Source organism: Arthrobacter sp. GW460-12-1-14-TSB2, assembly GCF_059423525.1.
The window spans coordinates 18,661-35,599 of the sequence record NZ_JBWKYC010000012.1 but is presented as its reverse complement, the minus strand read 5'-3'; the positions used below and the strand labels follow the sequence as shown (position 1 = coordinate 35,599).

Below are 16,939 nucleotides of genomic sequence, written 5' to 3'. Positions count from 1 at the left end.
TTGTTGGTGGGCTTTGTGGGCCGGACGTGCGGGGAATCTGGTACTTCCAGAATAAATCCGCATGTGAGGTAGCCGACACGACGCCGTCGTTCGGATAAGGCAACTTCCGCTTATTTCAGGGGTTTTCCGACTCACTACCTAGACATCTGTCGAGCGGTGAAGCGTCAGGTGTCGCCTGGTGTCCGTTCACGTTCCGGCGGCGCCGGGCAGTAAGGTGGCACCATGCACCAGCAGGATGTGGAACAGCTCGTTGAGCAGGTGGCCGAGAAGCTCGGCCGTGGACTTTCGCTGGAGGATCTCGACGGCGTCCTGCTCGCCTACAGCTCCAACCAGTCGCACGCGGACCGCGTCCGCGTGAACTTCCTGCTCAGTAAGCGCGTGCCGGCGGATGTAAAGGCGTGGCAGCTCTCGCACGGGATCGCGACGGCGGTGCGTCCCGTCGTCGTCCCCGCCAACGAGGAGCTGGGCATGCTCGGACGCGTCTGCGTCCCGCTGCTGGTACGCGGCTTCCGCGTGGGCTACCTGTGGGTGCAGCAGGACGTCGAAGACCAAAGCGCGACGGCGATCCTCACCCAGCTGCCCGGCGTCCGGGACGAACTGGAGCTGCTGTCCGGACTTCTCCTCGAGTCGAACACCGCTGAATCGGAATTCAGGCGCCGCAGGGAGCAGGAGTTCCTGAGTGCATGCCGTGGCGAAGCCAACGCGGTGGCCGCCGTGGGCGGGTGGAAGGAAGTGCAGGGGCGCGGTCCGTGGCAGCTGGTCACGGTGCTCGACGCCGACGGCTGGGCGGAGGGATCCGATCCCATCGCCTCAACCCTGATCCATCGCTCCGCGGCGCTGCAGGCCACCATTGGCGTGGACGCGGCGCTGTTCAGCGCAGGCACGGAAACACACGCGGTGGTCCTGTTCCGGGAATCCACCGGGCGTGCGGCCCACGCGCAGGTGCTGGTGCACTACCAGCTTGAACTCGCCAAACGGTCCGGCCGGCCGGTGCGCCGGATCATCCTCGGCACGAGCGAAGGCTTCGCCAAGCCGCGCGAACTGGCGGACGCGTACGCCCAGTCCAGGCAGGCTGCCCAGGCCGCCGCCGTGGACCCCCAGCTGGGCGAGCTGGTGGACTGCCGGGCCACGGGCGTCTACCAGCTGCTGGCTTCGGCCGGGGGCGGCGCCGGGGCATGGGCCGACGCCGGCTCCGTCTACTCGCGCATCCTCGAAGACCACGACCGCAACGGCGAGCTGCTCCCCGTCCTGGAACTTTTGTACGACAACGACGGGTCCGTGCAGGACGTCGCCACCAAGCTGCACCTGCACCGGAGCAGCATCTACAACCGGCTGGGCCGCATCCGGCAGGTACTCGGCGTGGATCCGCTCAAGGGCATGGTCCGGCTGGAACTCCACGCGGCGCTTAAGGCACGCCGCTGGTCCGGGCGGCCTCGGATCTAGGCGATTACGGATGTGGACGAGCGCCAGTCCAGCTCCCACGCCCTACCCGCCGAAGACCTTCCGCGCCAGGAATTCGTTGCGGAATTTGTGCTCCGGGTCCATCCGCTCGGCAAGGTCCGTGAAGTCGCCAAAGCGCGGGTAGAGCCCGGCGAGCGAGTCGGCGCCCGCGTGGAACAGCTTGCCCCAGTGCGGCCGGGCGTTGAACGGTGCAAGTGCCTCCTCCATCACCGGGAGCACCTCCTCCACTTCGGCCTGCCGCTGCTTCCAGGTGAAGTGGAACCCCACTGAATCCTGGCCGTAAGCCGTGCTGAGCCAGAGCCTGTCGGCTGCCACGGTGCGGATTTCGGATACGAGCAGCAGCGGCGTGATCCGGTCCGAGAGGGCGCGCAGTTCCGCAATGGCGGCCACGGCGTCCTCGCGGCGGACAAAGAACTCGCTCTGGAGTTCCTCGCCGCTGCTGGGCGTGAACGCCATCCGGAAGTGCGCCAGGCGCTCCGACCATGGCCCGGGGACTCCGAGCTGTTCGGTGCAGTTTTCGGCCGAGACCCCGGGCAACGGGTGCCTGGCAACCGTGGCGCGCGTGCCGCCGAAGAACGTGTCGCCGCGGTGCGCCGGCAGGCCAACTCCGGCCGCTTCAGCACCCGACACGCGGCTCTTCAGCCAGGCCTGCGCGAGGGCGTTCCCGCTCCAGTCCGTAAACAGGCTGACGCTGTAGGCGCTGGAGGTGGCGGCGTCGAAATTCTCCAGCACCATCTCCCACGGAAGCGCTTCAAAGACGTCCTGCCGGACCATGAACGTGGGTTCGATGTCCAGGGTCACCTTAGTGACCACGCCCAGTGCGCCGAGGCCCACGACGGCGCCGTCAAAGTCGGGCGAGTCGCCCCGGCTGAGTTGGTGGACGGTTCCGTCCGCTGCCACGATTTCCAGCGCTGCGACGGAGGTTGCCAGGTTTCCGTTGGCATCCCCGGAACCGTGGGTAGCGGTTGCGATGGCGCCGGCCACGGAGATGTGCGGAAGGGAGGCGAGGTTGGGCAGTGCAAAGCCGTTTGTCTCCAGCTTTTCCGCGAGCGTGCCGTAGCGGGTCCCGCCGGATACCGTGACGGTGCGCGTGGCGGCGTCGATGCGGATGGCCGGGTCCAGGTCTTCCAGGGAAATCAGGGATCCGGGGGAGTCGGCGATGTCGTTGAAGGAGTGCCGGGAGCCGAGTGCGCGGACCTTCGCGGCGCCAGCCACCACGTCCTGGACTTCCTCGAGAGTGCGGGGGCGGTGGATGGCAGCCGCCGTGTAGCGGTAATTGCCGGCCCAGTTCAGTTCGGGCGCGGCGCCGCGGGTCATGGTGGAGCTGACTGTGTGGCTGTCCAGTCCGGGCAGTTCGCTGGCCTCAGTGCGCATCGCATCCCTTTCGCGCCGGACCAACGTCCATCGGCGGTTGTGTTATCGCTAACAATTCTGGTGAGAGGGCCAGCCCGGTGTCAATGGCCATCCACCGTTCAGACGTGGGCTGGAATGCGGCGCGGGGTTTGGCCGCTACGCCCGGCCGTTACGACCCGCCGTCGCGCTCGGCAGCTTCGCGGCGACGGCGGGCAAGGTGGCTTTCCAGGCCCTTGGAGACCGCGACGAAGGCCACGCAGCTCGCCGTAAAAGCGGCCGTTTCATTCAGTCCCATGACCCTTCCGAGGGCGGCAGTCAGCAGCATGGCGGCGAACCCCGCCACAATATGCCACCCTCTGAACTTACCCACGAATAAAGGGTAACCCCGGCCTTTGCGGCGTTTTGGCGAAGAACGGGGATCGTTGCTTGATCCTTATCACTGCTTCACAAATTGCGTCCGGCGCTACATCAAACCCGCTCGTCGGGGCCGGCCGCCTTGGCCTTCTTCTGCGTTTCCAGCCATTCCATGACGGCCGCAAGCCTGATCCGCCGGTGCGTGCCGCGGTACTCGACGGGAATTTCCCCGCGGTCCGTCATATTGCGAAGGTACGTGTGCGAAATCCCGGCGAGTTCAGCGGCCTGGGATGTGGTCAGCATTTCCTCAACGCTGCTGACCGTGACGGCTTCGCCGCGGCTGAAGCGGCTCAGGAGATCCACGACGGCGTCCCGCGCCTGGGGCGGCAGCCGGTGGACCGTGCCGTCCACAAACACCGTGATGTCGTGGCTGTCGTTGAGGGCGTGCTTCAGCTTCAGGGCTTCATCGCCGGGGAGCCCGGCGGTCACGCGGGGAGCAATCAGTGCCATGCGGAAATCCTAGCGCCCCCGCGCGAGCCGGCTTGTAAGGTGATCTGGGAACCGGCGGCGCTATTCGGCGTCGAGGTCCGTCTCCAGGAGCGCGACCAAAGAATCCAGCGCCTGGTCCGCGCCGTCGCCGTCGGCCCGCAGCACCACGACGTCCCCCTTGGCCGCCCCCAGCGTCATGAGCGAAAGGATGCTGGCGGCGTCGAGGGCTTCGTCCGCCGGCTCACCCTGCATGGAAATGGTGACGTCGACGCCGGCATTGCCGGCCGCCTCGGCGAAGAGCGCGGCCGGGCGGGCGTGCAGGCCGGAGCGGCTGGCGATGGTTGCGGTACGTTCTGGCATTGCTTCTCCTGAAGGGGTTATGGGTGGGCGGCGGCCGTTAGAGGCCGAGTTCGTTGAGGACGGGCAGCTTTTCGCGCACCCAGGCCCGGGCTTCGGTGGCGCTCGGTGCGGACAGCGCCAGTTTGGCCAGGTCCTGCGCTTCGGCCAGCGTGACGGTCTTGAGCACGGCGGCCACGGCCGCCAGAGAGCGTGCGGTCATGGACAGCGTGGAAACGCCCAGTCCGGTCAGCACGACGGCGAGGGCGGGATCCGCTGCCGCTTCGCCGCAGACGCCCACGGGTTTGTTGTGGCCTTCGGCGCGCGAGCCTTCCACGGTAAGGCCGACGAGGCGCAGCACGGCGGGCTGCCAAGGAGTGTTCAGTGCGGCCAGCGGGCCGAGCTGCCGGTCGGCGGCCATGGCGTACTGCGTGAGGTCGTTCGTGCCCAGGCTGGCGAAGCCCACCTCGCGCAGGATGGCTTCGGCGGTCAGTGCGGCAGAGGGGACCTCCACCATCACGCCGGGTGTCTTGATCCCGGCGTCGGCGCACATGGAGGCAAAGCGCGCGGCCTCTTCCGCTGTGGAGATCATCGGGGCCATGACCCACACGTCAGCTTCGGACTGCTTCTCGGCCAGGGCGATGGCTTCCAGCTGGCGGTCCAGGACGCCGGGCGTGGTGAAGTCCGTGCGGTAGCCGCGGACGCCCAGGGCGGGGTTGGGCTCGGTGGAGTCGGTCAGGAACGGCAGCGGCTTGTCGGCGCCGGCATCGAGCGTCCGCAGGACAACCTTCTTGCCCGGGAACGCATCGAAGACGCTCTTATAGGCCGCGGCCTGCTCTTCCACGGAGGGCTCGGTGTCCCGTTCCAGGAAGCAGAATTCGGTGCGGAAGAGTCCTACGCCCTGCGCGCCCAGTTTCGCGGCCGCTTCGGCATCCTTGCCGCCGCCGACGTTGGCGAGGAGAGGCACCAGGTGCCCGTCCGCCGTCGCGCCCGTGCCGCTGAATTCGGCGAGCAGGGACGCGGTGGCCGCCCATGCTTCGGCCGCGGCACGCAGGGATTCGTCGGGCTCGGCCGTGATGGTGCCGGCCGCGCCGTCCACGTAGACTTCCATGCCGTCCGGGAGCTGGTCCACACCGACTGCCGCCACAACGGCCGGCAGGCCAAGCGAGCGGGCGATGATGGCTGTATGCGACTGGGGTCCGCCGCCCGCCGTGACGAGTGCCAGCACCTTGTTCGGGTCCAGGGTGGCGGTGTCGGCCGGCGCCAGGTCTTCGGCCACCAGGACGAACGGCGTGTTGGAGGCGGGGATTCCGGGGGCGGGCACGCCGCGCAGCTCGGCGACGATCCGGGCCCGCACGTCCAGGACGTCGGTGGCGCGCTCGGCCATGTAGCCGCCCAGGTTGTGAAGCATTTCAGAAACGGAGGAGCCGGACTCCCAGATGGCGCGCTCACTCGAGACGCCGCGGGCAACCAGTTTGGCCGCGCCCTTGATCAGCATGGTGTCCTTGGCCATCAGTGCCGTGGCTTCCAGGACTGCCTTGCCGTCACCCGTGGCGTGGGCGGCGCGTGCCTTCAGTTCGTCGTGCACGGCCTGGGACGCCGTCTTGAGGGCGGCGGTGGCGTCCTCGGCCGTGACTCCTGCGGGCAATTGCTCTCCCGCAGGCGGTTCGCTGATGGGCTTGGGCATTTGGCGGATGGTGCCGATGATGCGGCCGGGGCTGACGCCTACTCCTGGGAAGTTCTGCACTGAAGGTCCTCATTCTCTGCCGGTAAGCAGGCCCCGCCGTTCGTTTGCCGGGCGGTTGCCCGGACCGTCGCAACGGCTACGTCGGACGGCGTTTGCGGTGCCTGAAAAAATTGTATGTGATGCACTTCATATAGCGTTGCTATAGGTGCTAGGGTAGCGGTTATGAGTTTCGATGGCCAGCTTCCGCCCAAAGTTCGGCTGCTGCGTGCAGCCGCCGAGCTACTGGCCAATTCGGCGGGCGGGGCCGTTTCAACCCGCCAGATCACCCAGCTGGCCGGGGTTTCGGCGCCCACGCTTTATCACCACTTCGGTGACAAGGAAGGGCTGTTCGACGCCGTCGTCGCGGCGGGGTTCGAAGAGTACGTTGCCGGTGAACGCGATTTCGCGCCGTCCGGCCAGCCGCTGGAAGATATCCGGCGGATGTGGGACAACCATGTCCAGTTCGGGCTGAACCAGCCGGAACTCTACCTGGTCATGTTTGGCAACATTCGCCCTGAGAGCCGTCCGGCCATCGTCGCCGATGCCGAGGCCCTCATGGAGGAAATGCTGAACAAGGCCGCGGTGGCGGGGCAGCTGAACGTCCAGCCGCGTGAGGCGGCCAGGAGCATCCTGGCGGCGAACGTGGGTGTGACGCTCATGCTGATTGCGGAGCCTGCTGCGGAACGCAACCTTGAACTATCCACCATGACCCGCGACGCCATGATTTTCGCGGTGTCCGCGGAGCAGGCCAGCGGCACTCCGGAAGACTCCGGGAAGTCGTCGGTCGTGGTGGCAGCAATCGCCCTGAACGCCGCGCTTCAGGCGTCGCACTCGGATCAGCTCTCCAGCTCGGAACTCAAGCTCTTTCTCGAATGGCTCCACCGGATCTCCACCAGTTCCACCAGCTAAGTCGTCGAAAATATCGGACCATCCTGCGGTGCAGCAGGAATCACGGTTAGGAAATCACATGGCAACAGAGACAGTTGCAAAACCCCGCACCAGCCTGCGGGTTGGCGTCCAGAAATTCGGGACGTTCCTGTCCGGAATGATCATGCCCAACATCGGCGCCTTCATCGCCTGGGGCATCGTCACGGCCTTCTTCATTCCGGCGGGCTTCACTCCCAATGAGGAACTGGCCAAGCTTGTTGGCCCGATGATCACCTACCTGCTTCCGCTTCTCATCGGCTACACCGGCGGCCGCATGGTCCACGGCGTCCGCGGCGGCGTTGTTGGCGCTGCCGCGACCATGGGTGTGATCGTCGGTACGGACATCCCCATGTTCATCGGCGCCATGATCATGGGCCCGCTGACCGCATGGATCATGAAGAAGCTGGACAAGGTCTGGGAAGGCCGGGTCAAGCCGGGCTTTGAGATGTTGATCGACAACTTCACCGCAGGCATCGTGGCAGCGGCCCTGGCCATCTTCGGCATGCTTGTGATCGGTCCGGTGGTGAAGGCCTTCAGCAACGGCGCCAGCGCCGTCGTCGAATGGCTCGTCACCAACGGCCTGCTGCCGTTCACCAGCATCTTCATCGAACCGGCCAAGGTGCTGTTCCTGAACAACGCCGTCAACCACGGCATCCTGACGCCCCTCGGCACGGAACAAGCCCTGCAAAACGGCAAGTCCATCTTGTTCCTGCTCGAAGCCAACCCCGGCCCCGGCGTGGGCATCCTGCTTGCCTACATGATCTTCGGCAAGGGCCTGGCCAAGGCGTCAGCCCCCGGTGCCGCCCTGATCCAGTTCGTCGGCGGCATCCACGAAATCTACTTCCCATTCGTGCTGATGAAGCCCATCATCATCCTCGCCGCAATCGGCGGCGGCATGACCGGCATCTTCACCCTGGTGCTCACCGGCGCCGGCCTGCGCTCCCCGGCAGCCCCGGGCAGCATCCTCGCCGTCTTCGCCGCGACCGCCAGCGACAGCTACTTCGGGGTTGCACTGTCCGTGCTGCTCGCCGCCACAGTGTCCTTCCTCATCGCATCGGTGATCCTGAAGGCCAGCAAGACTCCCGTCGGTGAAACCGAGGAGGACAGCCTGGGCGCCGCCACCTCCCGGATGGAAGCCATGAAGGGCAAGAAGAGCTCCATCTCCTCGACCCTGACCGGTGCGGGGGCAACCACCACCGTGATGGCAGGACCCATCAAGAACATCGTGTTTGCCTGCGACGCCGGCATGGGCTCGAGTGCCATGGGCGCTTCGGTGCTGCGGAACAAGATCAAGGCGGCCGGCTTCCCCGACGTCAAGGTCACCAACTCCGCGATTGCCAACCTGAGCGACACCTACGACGTGGTCATCACCCACCAGGACCTGACCGAACGGGCCAAGCCGGCTACAGCCAGCGCCGTGCACGTATCCGTGGACAACTTCATGAACAGCCCCCGATACGACGAGATCGTGGAGCTGGTCAAGAGCAGCAACACCGAAGGAACGGCTGACGCAGCTGCGGCGCCAGTTGCCGCGGCCGCCGCCCCGGCAGCTGCTGAAGCCGCACCGCCGTCGGACATCCTGGTGGCCGACAGCGTGATCCTCAACGGCACGGCCACCACCCGTGACGCCGCCATCGACGAAGCGGGCCGGCTGCTGCTGGACCGCGGCGCCGTGGACAGCGGCTACATCGACGCCATGCACGAACGTGAGGAATCCGTGTCCACCTATATGGGCAGCTTCCTGGCCATTCCGCACGGCACCAACGCCGCCAAGGACCACATCATGAAGTCCGCGGTTTCGGTGATCCGTTACCCGAACGGCATCGACTGGAACGGCAAGGAGGTCAAGTTCGTGGTGGGCGTTGCCGGCATCAACAACGAGCACCTGCAGATCCTGTCTTCCATCGCCAAGGTCTTCACCAACAAGGCCCAGGTGGCACAGCTTGAGGCGGCCACCACGGTGGACGAAGTGCTGGAACTGTTCGGAAAGGTCAACGCATAGTGAAGGCTGTTCATTTTGGGGCCGGGAACATCGGCCGGGGCTTTGTGGGCCTGCTGCTGCACCAGGCAGGCTACGAGCTCGTGTTCGCCGACGTCGCGGAGGAGCTGATCTCGCAGCTCGCCGCCGCGGACAGCTATGACGTCCACGAAGTGGGGGACAACCCCACGGTCCGTACCGTGGACAACTTCCGGGCGCTCAACTCGGGAACCCAGGAGGCGGACGTCGTGGCGGAAATCGCGACGGCGGATGTGGTCACCACCGCTGTGGGGCCGCACATCCTGAAGTTCGTGGCGCCGGTGATTGCCAAGGGCATCGCCGCCAGGGCAGCAGGGCTGGCTCCGCTGCAGGTGATGGCGTGCGAGAACGCCATCAACGCCACCGACATCCTGCGCGACGAAGTCGCGGCGCAGTGGGACGCCGCCGCCGGATCGCTCGAGGCCGCGGCCGTGTTTGCCAACACGGCCGTTGACCGGATCGTCCCCAACCAGGAGCCGGGCAAGGGCCTGGATGTCACGGTGGAGACGTTCTATGAGTGGGTCATCGACCGCACGCCCTTCGGGGACAATGCGCCGGTCATTCCGGGTGCCACGTTTGTGGACAACCTGGAGCCGTACATTGAGCGGAAGCTGTTCACGGTCAACACCGGCCACGCTTCAGCTGCCTACTTCGGGTTCGAGGCAGGGCTCGGCAAGATCTCCGAGGCCATGGCGGACCAGGACGTCGCCGCCGACGTGCGTGCCGTCCTGGACGAAACCAAAGAGCTGCTGATCCACAAGCACGGCTTCAACCGCGAGGAGCAGGAAGCCTACGTCGAGAAGATCCTTGGCCGGTTCACCAACCCGCACTTGCCGGATACCGTGAATCGGGTGGGGCGGGCGCCGCTGCGCAAACTCAGCCGGCACGAGCGGTTCATCGGCCCCGCGGCGGAGCTGGCCGAACGCGGAATCGTGCCCGAGGCGCTGCTGGGGGCCATTGCGGCTGCGCTGCGCTTCAACGACCCCGCAGACGCCGAAGCTGCCGAGCTGGCGCAGATCGTCGCATCGTCCACGGCTGCGGAAGCCACGGAAAAGGTGACCGGCCTGACCGCCGATCACCCGCTCTTCGCGGCTGTGGAGGCCCTGGTGGAAGAGGTCAAGGCGGAAGCCAAGGTCTAGCGCGCACTTCCCAGGGCCCGACGCTCTCTCACTTTCCGTCGGTTTTTCGGCGACCCTCTCTCAGATCCGGTCCGGTTTTCGCAGACGCTCTCTCACCTCTGTACGCCAGGTGAGAGAGCGTCTGTGGTTTCCGCGCGAAAGGTGAGAGAGCGTTGGCTGTGGCAGGCTGGGCTGGTGACTTCAGAGCAACATGACCCGCCCGCCCTGCTCACCCTCGACGTCGACGGCGGGACCTTCCGCCTCCGCCACGCCACACAGGCAGACCTGCCCCAAATACTCGGGCTCCTGGCGGACGACCAGTTGGGCGCAACCCGGGAGGATATTTCGGAGATGGCTCCGTACGAGCGTGCCTTCGAGGCGATCGACGGCGATCCTGCCCACCTTCTGGTCGTTGGCGAGCTCGTGGAGACGGGGGCGCAGGCCGGGGCAGTTGTCGCCACGTTCCAGCTGAGCTTTCTCCCCGGCCTCTCCCGCCGCGGTGCCTGGCGCAGCCAGCTCGAAGCCGTCCGGGTGTCAGCGCGACTGCGTGGCCTCGGGATCGGGGCCGCCATGGTCCTCTGGGCCGCGGAGGAGTCACGCCGCCGGGGTTGCGCCCTGATGCAGCTCACCACCGACAAGTCGCGCAAGGACGCCCACCGCTTCTACGAACGCCTGGGGTTCGCCGCCAGCCATGAGGGCATGAAACTCACGCTCTAGTTCCGGGCGAAGATACAGATAAGGCCCGCGTTCTCCATGAACGTGGGCCTTATCTGTCCGCTCGCGCGGTGTGCCGAGCTCGGTGCCGGCGCTTTTGTACGGAGGTCGGAGCCTAGACCTTGACGGTCCCCTTCGGCACGAACAGCGTCTCCGCCTGCTCCAGGGACATGCCGTTGGTCTCCGGCACCTTGAACATGACGAAGAAGAACGATGCCGCCGCGAACAGGGCGTACATGGCGTACGTGAGCGGCAGCGAACCTGCCGCCATTACGGGGAAGCTCAGTGTGATGGCGAAGTTGGCGATCCACTGTGCTGCCGCGGCGAGGCCAAGGGCGCGGGCGCGGATCCGGGACGGGAAGATCTCTCCCAGCAGAACCCACACCAGCGGGCCCCAGGAGGCGCCGAAGCTGATCACAAAGACGTTCGCGGCCACCAGGGCAACGGGTCCCCAGGCGCCGGGCAGTGAAATCTCTTCGCCCGAGCCGGTGGCTGAGGCGAAGGCCAGGGCCATGGCACCCAGCGAAACCGCCATGCCCACGGATCCCGCCAGCAGGATGGGGCGCCGGCCGATCCGGTCCACTAGCGCGATGGCCACCAGCGTGACCAGGATGTTGGTGACGGACGTGGCCACGGAGATGGTGAGCGAGTCCTTCTCCTGGAAGCCCACGGCCTTCCACAGCGTGGTGGAGTAGTAGAAGATCACGTTGATGCCGACGAACTGCTGCAGCACGGACAGGGTGATGCCGATCCACACCACGGCCTGCAGTCCGAACACCTTGCCGCGGAGCGAGCCCTTCTGGCCTGCGAGCTTGTCTTCCTCGATGGCGGACTGGATTTCGCGGATGTGGCGGTCGGTGTCCTCGGACGGGGCGATGGTCTGGAACACCTTGCGTGCCTCGTCCTCCTTGCCCTTAAAGACCAGGAAGCGCGGGGATTCCGGCAGGGTGTACGCGATCCAGCCGTACACAACCGCGGGCACGGCGCCGGCGAGGAACATCCACCGCCACGCGTCGATGCCGAGCCAGAGCGGCTCATCCGCGCCGCCGGCTGAATTGGCGAACACGGCGTCGGAGAGCAAGGCGGCAAAAATACCGGTGGTGATGGCCAGCTGCTGGAGCGATGCGAGCCTGCCGCGGACGTGCCGGGGCGAGATCTCGGAGATGTACGCCGGGGCAATGACCGAGGCCAGGCCGATGCCGAGCCCGCCCACCAGTCGCCAGAAGATCAGGTCCCAGACGCCGAACGCGAAGCCGGTGCCGGCGGCGCTCACCAGGAACAGGATGGCGCCGAGCTTCATGGCGGGAATGCGGCCGTACTTGTCGGCCACCTTGCCCGCAAGGTAGGCGCCGGCGGCACAGCCCAGGAGGGCGACGGCCACGGCGAAGCCGGTGACGGCCTCGCTCAGGGCGAATTCGCCCTTGATGGCATCTACGGCGCCGTTGACAACGGAGGAATCGAAGCCGAAGAGGAACCCTCCCACTGCTCCCGCGATTGCGAGGCCGATCACCTTGCGGGGAACGCCAGGGCGGCCTTCAGTGCTGGATGTGGACATGGATCTCCCTTGGGCTTTTGACGCGTTGGGTTTTGGCTGTGCGGACATCGTTGACCACGGAACCGGCCCTGTTGGCCGGCGCACACGCGCTAAACAGTGTGCCACTTCACGCTGTGAGGTTCCACTTAGGGAAGGAGGGACGACGACGGCGGGTGCTTCCGCCGTCGTCGTGTCCCGGTCTGACTCCGGCGCGTCAGGCAGCGCAGGCTTTTGCCGGGCCAGGCGCCGTGTTGTCCCGGATTTCCGGGGAAACGAAACGGCAGGCAGTCCAAAAGACTGCCTGCCGTGACGTATTCAACGGACGCGAGGTGGTTAGTGTGCGGCCACCGCTTCCTTCGAAGCAGCCTTCGGGTCCGTCAGCTTTTTGTTCGGCAGCGCGAAGCTGATCAGGAAGGCTATGCCGGTGAGTACTGCGGCGGTGAGCATCACGGCGTCGATCGACTGCGCGAAGCCCTCGGTGATGGGCCGGGTGAGCACGGGATTGGCGGTGTGCAGCCAGCTCGTGTCGTTGAGGGAATCGTTGGTGGCCCCGTTCTGGAAGAACTCGTAGAGCTTGGCGTTGGCGGGGTCGGCGGCCACGGCGGGATCCTTCAGGACCTTCAGGTAGTCGGCGTTCTGCATGGCGTCCTTCATGCCCGTGGCGATGCGGTCCGCGGCCATGCTGAACAGCATGGAGATGAAGACGGCGGTGCCCACTGCGCCGCCCATCGACCGGAAAAACGCGGCGGAGGAGGTGCCCACGCCCATGTCCTTCGGCGGGACGGAAACCTGCATGGCCAGCGTGAGCGGCTGCATGCAGAAGCCCAGGCCCAGTCCGAAGAACACGGCGATGACGCCCGGAACCCAGAGCCCGGTGTCGACGCCCAGCGAGAAGCCCATAACGACGGCGGCTGCGGTCAGCACGGCCGTCCCCATGACGGGGAAGATCCGGTAGGTGCCCGACGCCGAGATGGTCCGCCCGGCGGTGATGGAGCCGGTGAGGATGCCCACGGTGAAGGTGATCATCATCAGGCCGGCCTCGGTGGGGGTGAGGCCCTTGACCAGCTGGAGGTACATCGGGAGCATGGCGATGGCGCCGAACATGCCGATGCCGATGATGAAGTTCAGCAGCGAGGACAGGCCGAACGTCAGGTTCCGGAACAGGCGGAGCGGAATCAGGGCGTAGTCGCCGGCGCGCTTCTCGGCCAGCAGGAACGCGACGATGCCCACGACGCCCAGCCCGATGCAGAGGAGGGAAGCCGCCGAGGTCCAGCCCCAGCTGCGGCCCTGTTCGGCCACCAGGAGCAGCGGAACGATGGCCAGCGTGATGGCGGCCGCACCCCAGTAGTCGATCTTCTGCTTGACGTGCTTGGCAGGCAGGTGCAGGTAGAGGAACACTACGGCCAGCGCGGCGAGTCCGATGGGCAGGTTGATGAAGAACACCCAGCGCCAGCCGTCGAAGCCCAGGATGTTGGCGGACCCGGCGAAGGCGCCGCCCACCACCGGGCCGAGGACGGAGGAGATGCCGAAGACGGACATGAAGTAGCCCTGGAACTTGGCCCGGTCCTTCAGGGCCACAATGTCGCCGATGATGGTCAGCGCGAGGGCCAGCAGGCCGCCGGCGCCCATGCCCTGGATGCCGCGGGCGATGGCCAGCTCGGTCATGGAATGCACCGACCCGGCGTACAGGGAGCCGGCCAGGAAGATCACGATCGCGGCCAGGTAGAGCGGCCGCCGTCCGAAGATGTCGCTGAGCTTGCCGTACAGCGGGGTGCTCACCGTGGAGGTGATGAGGTACGCGGTGGTGGCCCAGGCCTGCAGGGAGAGCCCGTCGAGGTCGTTGGCGATGGTGTAGATCGACGTGGACACGATGGTCTGGTCCAGCGAGGAAAGGAACATGCCGAGCATAAGACCCACCATCACTGTGATGGTCTGACGTTTCGTCAGGACGTCCCCGGCTACGGGCCCGGCGGCGGTTTTGGACATGACTGCTCCATATACAAAGAAAAGGGAATCAAGCGTGATAGTTGCTTTCAGTAACTATCTTACTTTGAGATTTGTTCCCCTGCCCCGCCGAAATGAGGAATTAACTTTTCAGCGCTCCACCAGGATTCCGTCCGGGTCGCACCAGATCATGGCGCCCGGGCGCACCGCGACGCCGTCGATCTCCAGTTCCACATCCGTTTCGCCGGCGCCTTCCTTCGCGCTCTTGCGCGGATTGCTGCCCAGCGCCTTGACGCCGAGCGGCAGGTCGGCCAGGACCTCACGGTCGCGGACTGCCCCGTTGATGACGACGCCGGCCCAGCCGTTGGCGACCGCGCTCGCCGCGATCATGTCCCCCATCAGGGCCGTTCGCAGGGATCCGGCGCCGTCCACCACCAGCACGGCACCCTCGCCCGGAGTTCCCAGGGTGGACTTCACGAGGGCGTTGTCCTCAAGGCACCGGATGGTGCGGACCGGTCCGCTGAAGTGGGAGAGTCCGCCCAGCGACTGGAACTGCAGCGCGATGGAATCGAGTTCCTCGCCCCGTTCGTCGTAGAGGTCTGCCGTGTTGATGCTGCGGCTCGCGATGAGGCCTGCCTTGCCTGCCGTGTCGCGGGTTTCGGGGGTGTCTGCGGGGGAAGCGGTCATTGGTCCTCCTTGGAACTGGCTGTGGACAACCCGCGTGCGGGCTGTGATGCCCACGATAGTCTGATTCGACATCTATCATCAGTTCCTTGGGGAGCCGCAATGAGCCTTTCCGATCTGCCGGGGCACGTCCCGGATCCTTCCGCCGCTGCCGCATCCCCGGGGGGACGTACGACGGCGGCGCTCGCCGAACCGGAGCGCAGGGTCACCGCGCGGTGGGTGACGGGACTTGTGCTGGTCAATGTCGGGATCAACGCCGCCTTCTTTGGCCCCATCAACGTGTTCATCGGCCAGCAGGCGATCAGCATCGACGCGCCCAGCAAGGAAGCCATCCTGTCCCTCGTGACCAGCGCCGGCGCGGCGGTTTCGTTGGTCGCGAACCCGCTCTTCGGGGCCTTGTCCGACCGCACGGTCTCCGGCTTCGGCAGGCGCGCCCCGTGGGTTCTGGCGGGCGCGATCCTGGGCACTGCTGCGCTGCTGGCCATGTCCGGCGCGACGGCCGTGGCACTGATGGTCCTTTTCTGGTGCCTGGTCCAGCTCGGTGCCAACGCAGCCTACGCAGCCATTACGGCGGCGGTCCCGGACCGCGTGCCGGTGCCGCAGCGGGCCACCGTCGGCGGCCTGGCAGCGATGGGCCAGACGGTGGGCATACTTCTCGGCGCCGTTTTCGGTGCCGTCGTCTCAGGAAACTACATGGTGGGGTACTGGCTTTGCGCCGCAGCGCTCCTGCTGTCCATCCTGCCCTACCTGTTTCACCGGAATGATCCCGTGTTGCCGCTTTCCGACCGCCCGCCGTTCCAGTGGAAATCCTTCGCCAGGGGCTTCTGGATCAGCCCTGCCCGGCACCCTGATTTCGCCTGGGCCTGGGTGACCCGCTTCCTGATGAACGTCGGAAACCAGCTGACTATCGTGTACCTTCTGTTCTTCCTCCGGGACATCATCGGGTACGAGGAACCGGCGCTCGGAGTGCTGATCCTCACCGGAATCTACGCGGCAATGGTGATGATTACGGCGGTGCTGGCAGGGCCATGGAGCGACCGGGTGGGCAAACGCAAACCGTTCGTTATCGGGTCTTCGGTCACCATCGCCATGGCGGCACTGATCATGGCCTTCTTCCCGGTCTGGCCGGGTGCCCTGGCCGGGGCCGCAGTTCTGGGCATCGGCTTCGGGGCGTACCTGGCGGTGGACTTCGCGCTGCTGACACAGGTGCTCCCGCAAGCGGCGGACCGGGGCAAGGACATGGGGGTCATCAACGTTGCCAGTTCCCTGCCGCAGGTGTTCGCGCCGGCGATCGCTTTCCTGTCCATCCAGTACTTTGGCGGCTACGTCACGCTGTTTTCCGCGGCCGCAGTGATCGGCCTGCTGGGCGCGGTGTTCGTGGTGAAGATCAAAGGCGTGGCCTGAAGTCAACCGCTCCGCGGCGCCGCAGCGGAGCACACCGTTTTGACTAATAAGCGCCCAGAACGGTGCCGTATAGTGGACTCGAATTGCTGCGGCAGTGCTCTGATGGGGATCGCCTGACCGCTGTACGAAACCCACTCCCGGAACGCTGCTGATGCTTGAACTCAATTCAGATCTTCCCCCCATGGCTGCGCCGCCGACCCTGCCCAGACAGCAGATCCGCTATGCCCGGATCCTGGATGCCGCCGCCGGATTTGCCCGGAAAGGGCTGGATTCCGTGAGCCTGTCCGAGGTCGCGGACAAGGCGAACGTTCCGCTGGGTACCCTTTACCGGTATTTTCCGTCCCCCACTCACCTGATGCTGGGGCTCTACCGGAAGCAGTTGGGCGAACTGCAGGTGGGAAGCTGGCCGGAGTCGGACGGAAGCCGCCTGCACTCCCTGGCGGGGGTGGTGATGGAGATTTTTCACATGCGGCTGATGCAGCCGGCGGTGGAGCAGTGCCTGAGCAAGGGCGTCTACCTGAAGGACAAGGACACCACGGTTCTCCTTCGGGAGATCGACGCCCTTGCCGAGCAGGCCGTGACGGTGGCAAGCGGGGACGCCGCCAAGTCCCGTGTGCTGTTGCTGACGGTCTCCGGCCTGGTGCAGGCAGTCCGCTGCCGCCGGCTATCGCTGTTCGAGGCCGAGGAAGACCTGAAGAAAGCCTGCTCGCTTCTTACCCGGTGCTAGTTCACGAGGGGCCCGCGGGGAGAGCGTTCTCCAGTAGCGACGCGTAACTGGTCTAGACCAATACGAGGCTTTTGGTGGCATATTCCTGTGACGTGGATCACGTAAACCAGTGAATAAACGTTTTATCACAGTGACTGGTCGGCCCAGTGTC

15 protein-coding genes are annotated in these 16,939 nt (G+C 66.0%); 7 read left to right on the top strand and 8 right to left on the bottom strand.

Going from position 1 to position 16,939, the window contains the following annotated elements; genetic code table 11:
- Window positions 1-222 precede the first annotated feature (222 nt).
- Window positions 223-1,443, top strand: a complete 1,221-nt coding sequence (locus AC07YR_RS14750) for a helix-turn-helix domain-containing protein (RefSeq protein WP_494734414.1) — start codon at window positions 223-225, stop codon at window positions 1,441-1,443.
- A gap of 42 nt (window positions 1,444-1,485) precedes the next feature.
- On the opposite strand, the gene AC07YR_RS14745 is transcribed toward AC07YR_RS14750, so the two are convergent.
- The 5 genes from AC07YR_RS14745 to ptsP form a co-directional block, all read right to left on the bottom strand.
- On the bottom strand, window positions 1,486-2,835 hold the full coding sequence (locus AC07YR_RS14745) for an FAD-binding protein (protein WP_494734413.1): 1,350 nt from the start codon (window positions 2,833-2,835) through the stop codon (window positions 1,486-1,488).
- A gap of 148 nt (window positions 2,836-2,983) precedes the next feature.
- Entirely contained in the window at window positions 2,984-3,157 is a 174-nt protein-coding gene (locus tag AC07YR_RS14740; RefSeq protein ID WP_494734412.1) for a hypothetical protein, read from the bottom strand.
- Window positions 3,158-3,282: 125 nt separating this feature from the next.
- Window positions 3,283-3,678, bottom strand: a complete 396-nt coding sequence (locus tag AC07YR_RS14735; protein WP_028271475.1) for a helix-turn-helix domain-containing protein — start codon at window positions 3,676-3,678, stop codon at window positions 3,283-3,285.
- A 60-nt stretch (window positions 3,679-3,738) separates the two neighbouring features.
- Window positions 3,739-4,017: an HPr family phosphocarrier protein gene (locus tag AC07YR_RS14730; protein ID WP_028271476.1), complete on the bottom strand. Its 279-nt coding sequence runs from the start codon at window positions 4,015-4,017 to the stop codon at window positions 3,739-3,741.
- Window positions 4,018-4,054: 37 nt separating this feature from the next.
- Entirely contained in the window at window positions 4,055-5,740 is a 1,686-nt protein-coding gene (gene ptsP, locus AC07YR_RS14725; protein WP_055799854.1) for a phosphoenolpyruvate--protein phosphotransferase, read from the bottom strand.
- A 162-nt stretch (window positions 5,741-5,902) separates the two neighbouring features.
- Between ptsP and AC07YR_RS14720 the strand changes: the two genes are divergently transcribed.
- The 4 genes from AC07YR_RS14720 to AC07YR_RS14705 all read left to right on the top strand — a co-directional run bounded on the left by AC07YR_RS14720 (window position 5,903) and on the right by AC07YR_RS14705 (window position 10,498).
- Entirely contained in the window at window positions 5,903-6,628 is a 726-nt protein-coding gene (locus tag AC07YR_RS14720) for a TetR/AcrR family transcriptional regulator (protein WP_494734411.1), read from the top strand.
- A 58-nt stretch (window positions 6,629-6,686) separates the two neighbouring features.
- Window positions 6,687-8,648, top strand: a complete 1,962-nt coding sequence (locus tag AC07YR_RS14715; protein ID WP_436059117.1) for a PTS mannitol transporter subunit IICBA — start codon at window positions 6,687-6,689, stop codon at window positions 8,646-8,648.
- Window positions 8,648-9,802, top strand: coding sequence for a mannitol-1-phosphate 5-dehydrogenase (locus AC07YR_RS14710; RefSeq protein ID WP_494734410.1), 1,155 nt, complete (start codon window positions 8,648-8,650; stop codon window positions 9,800-9,802). The genes AC07YR_RS14715 and AC07YR_RS14710 overlap by 1 nt, the downstream gene beginning before the upstream one ends.
- A gap of 171 nt (window positions 9,803-9,973) precedes the next feature.
- Window positions 9,974-10,498: a GNAT family N-acetyltransferase gene (locus AC07YR_RS14705; protein ID WP_494734471.1), complete on the top strand. Its 525-nt coding sequence runs from the start codon at window positions 9,974-9,976 to the stop codon at window positions 10,496-10,498.
- A gap of 112 nt (window positions 10,499-10,610) precedes the next feature.
- Here the strand turns inward: AC07YR_RS14705 and AC07YR_RS14700 are convergent, their stop codons facing one another.
- The 3 genes from AC07YR_RS14700 to rraA all read right to left on the bottom strand — a co-directional run bounded on the left by AC07YR_RS14700 (window position 10,611) and on the right by rraA (window position 14,660).
- Complete coding sequence (locus tag AC07YR_RS14700) at window positions 10,611-12,050, bottom strand: sugar porter family MFS transporter (protein WP_055799842.1); 1,440 nt, start codon at window positions 12,048-12,050, stop codon at window positions 10,611-10,613.
- A gap of 312 nt (window positions 12,051-12,362) precedes the next feature.
- On the bottom strand, window positions 12,363-14,015 hold the full coding sequence (locus AC07YR_RS14695; protein ID WP_494734409.1) for an MDR family MFS transporter: 1,653 nt from the start codon (window positions 14,013-14,015) through the stop codon (window positions 12,363-12,365).
- A gap of 108 nt (window positions 14,016-14,123) precedes the next feature.
- Window positions 14,124-14,660, bottom strand: a complete 537-nt coding sequence (gene rraA, locus AC07YR_RS14690) for a ribonuclease E activity regulator RraA (RefSeq protein WP_494734408.1) — start codon at window positions 14,658-14,660, stop codon at window positions 14,124-14,126.
- Window positions 14,661-14,759: 99 nt separating this feature from the next.
- Between rraA and AC07YR_RS14685 the strand changes: the two genes are divergently transcribed.
- Window positions 14,760-16,061 carry an MFS transporter gene (locus AC07YR_RS14685; RefSeq protein WP_494734407.1) on the top strand — a complete coding sequence of 434 codons (1,302 nt, stop codon included), beginning with the start codon at window positions 14,760-14,762 and terminating at the stop codon, window positions 16,059-16,061.
- Between the two features lie 151 nt (window positions 16,062-16,212).
- The gene (locus tag AC07YR_RS14680) at window positions 16,213-16,788 is read left to right on the top strand and encodes a TetR/AcrR family transcriptional regulator (protein ID WP_494734406.1); all 576 of its coding nucleotides are present in this window, start codon (window positions 16,213-16,215) and stop codon (window positions 16,786-16,788) included.
- The last annotated feature ends 151 nt before the right edge of the window (window positions 16,789-16,939 follow it).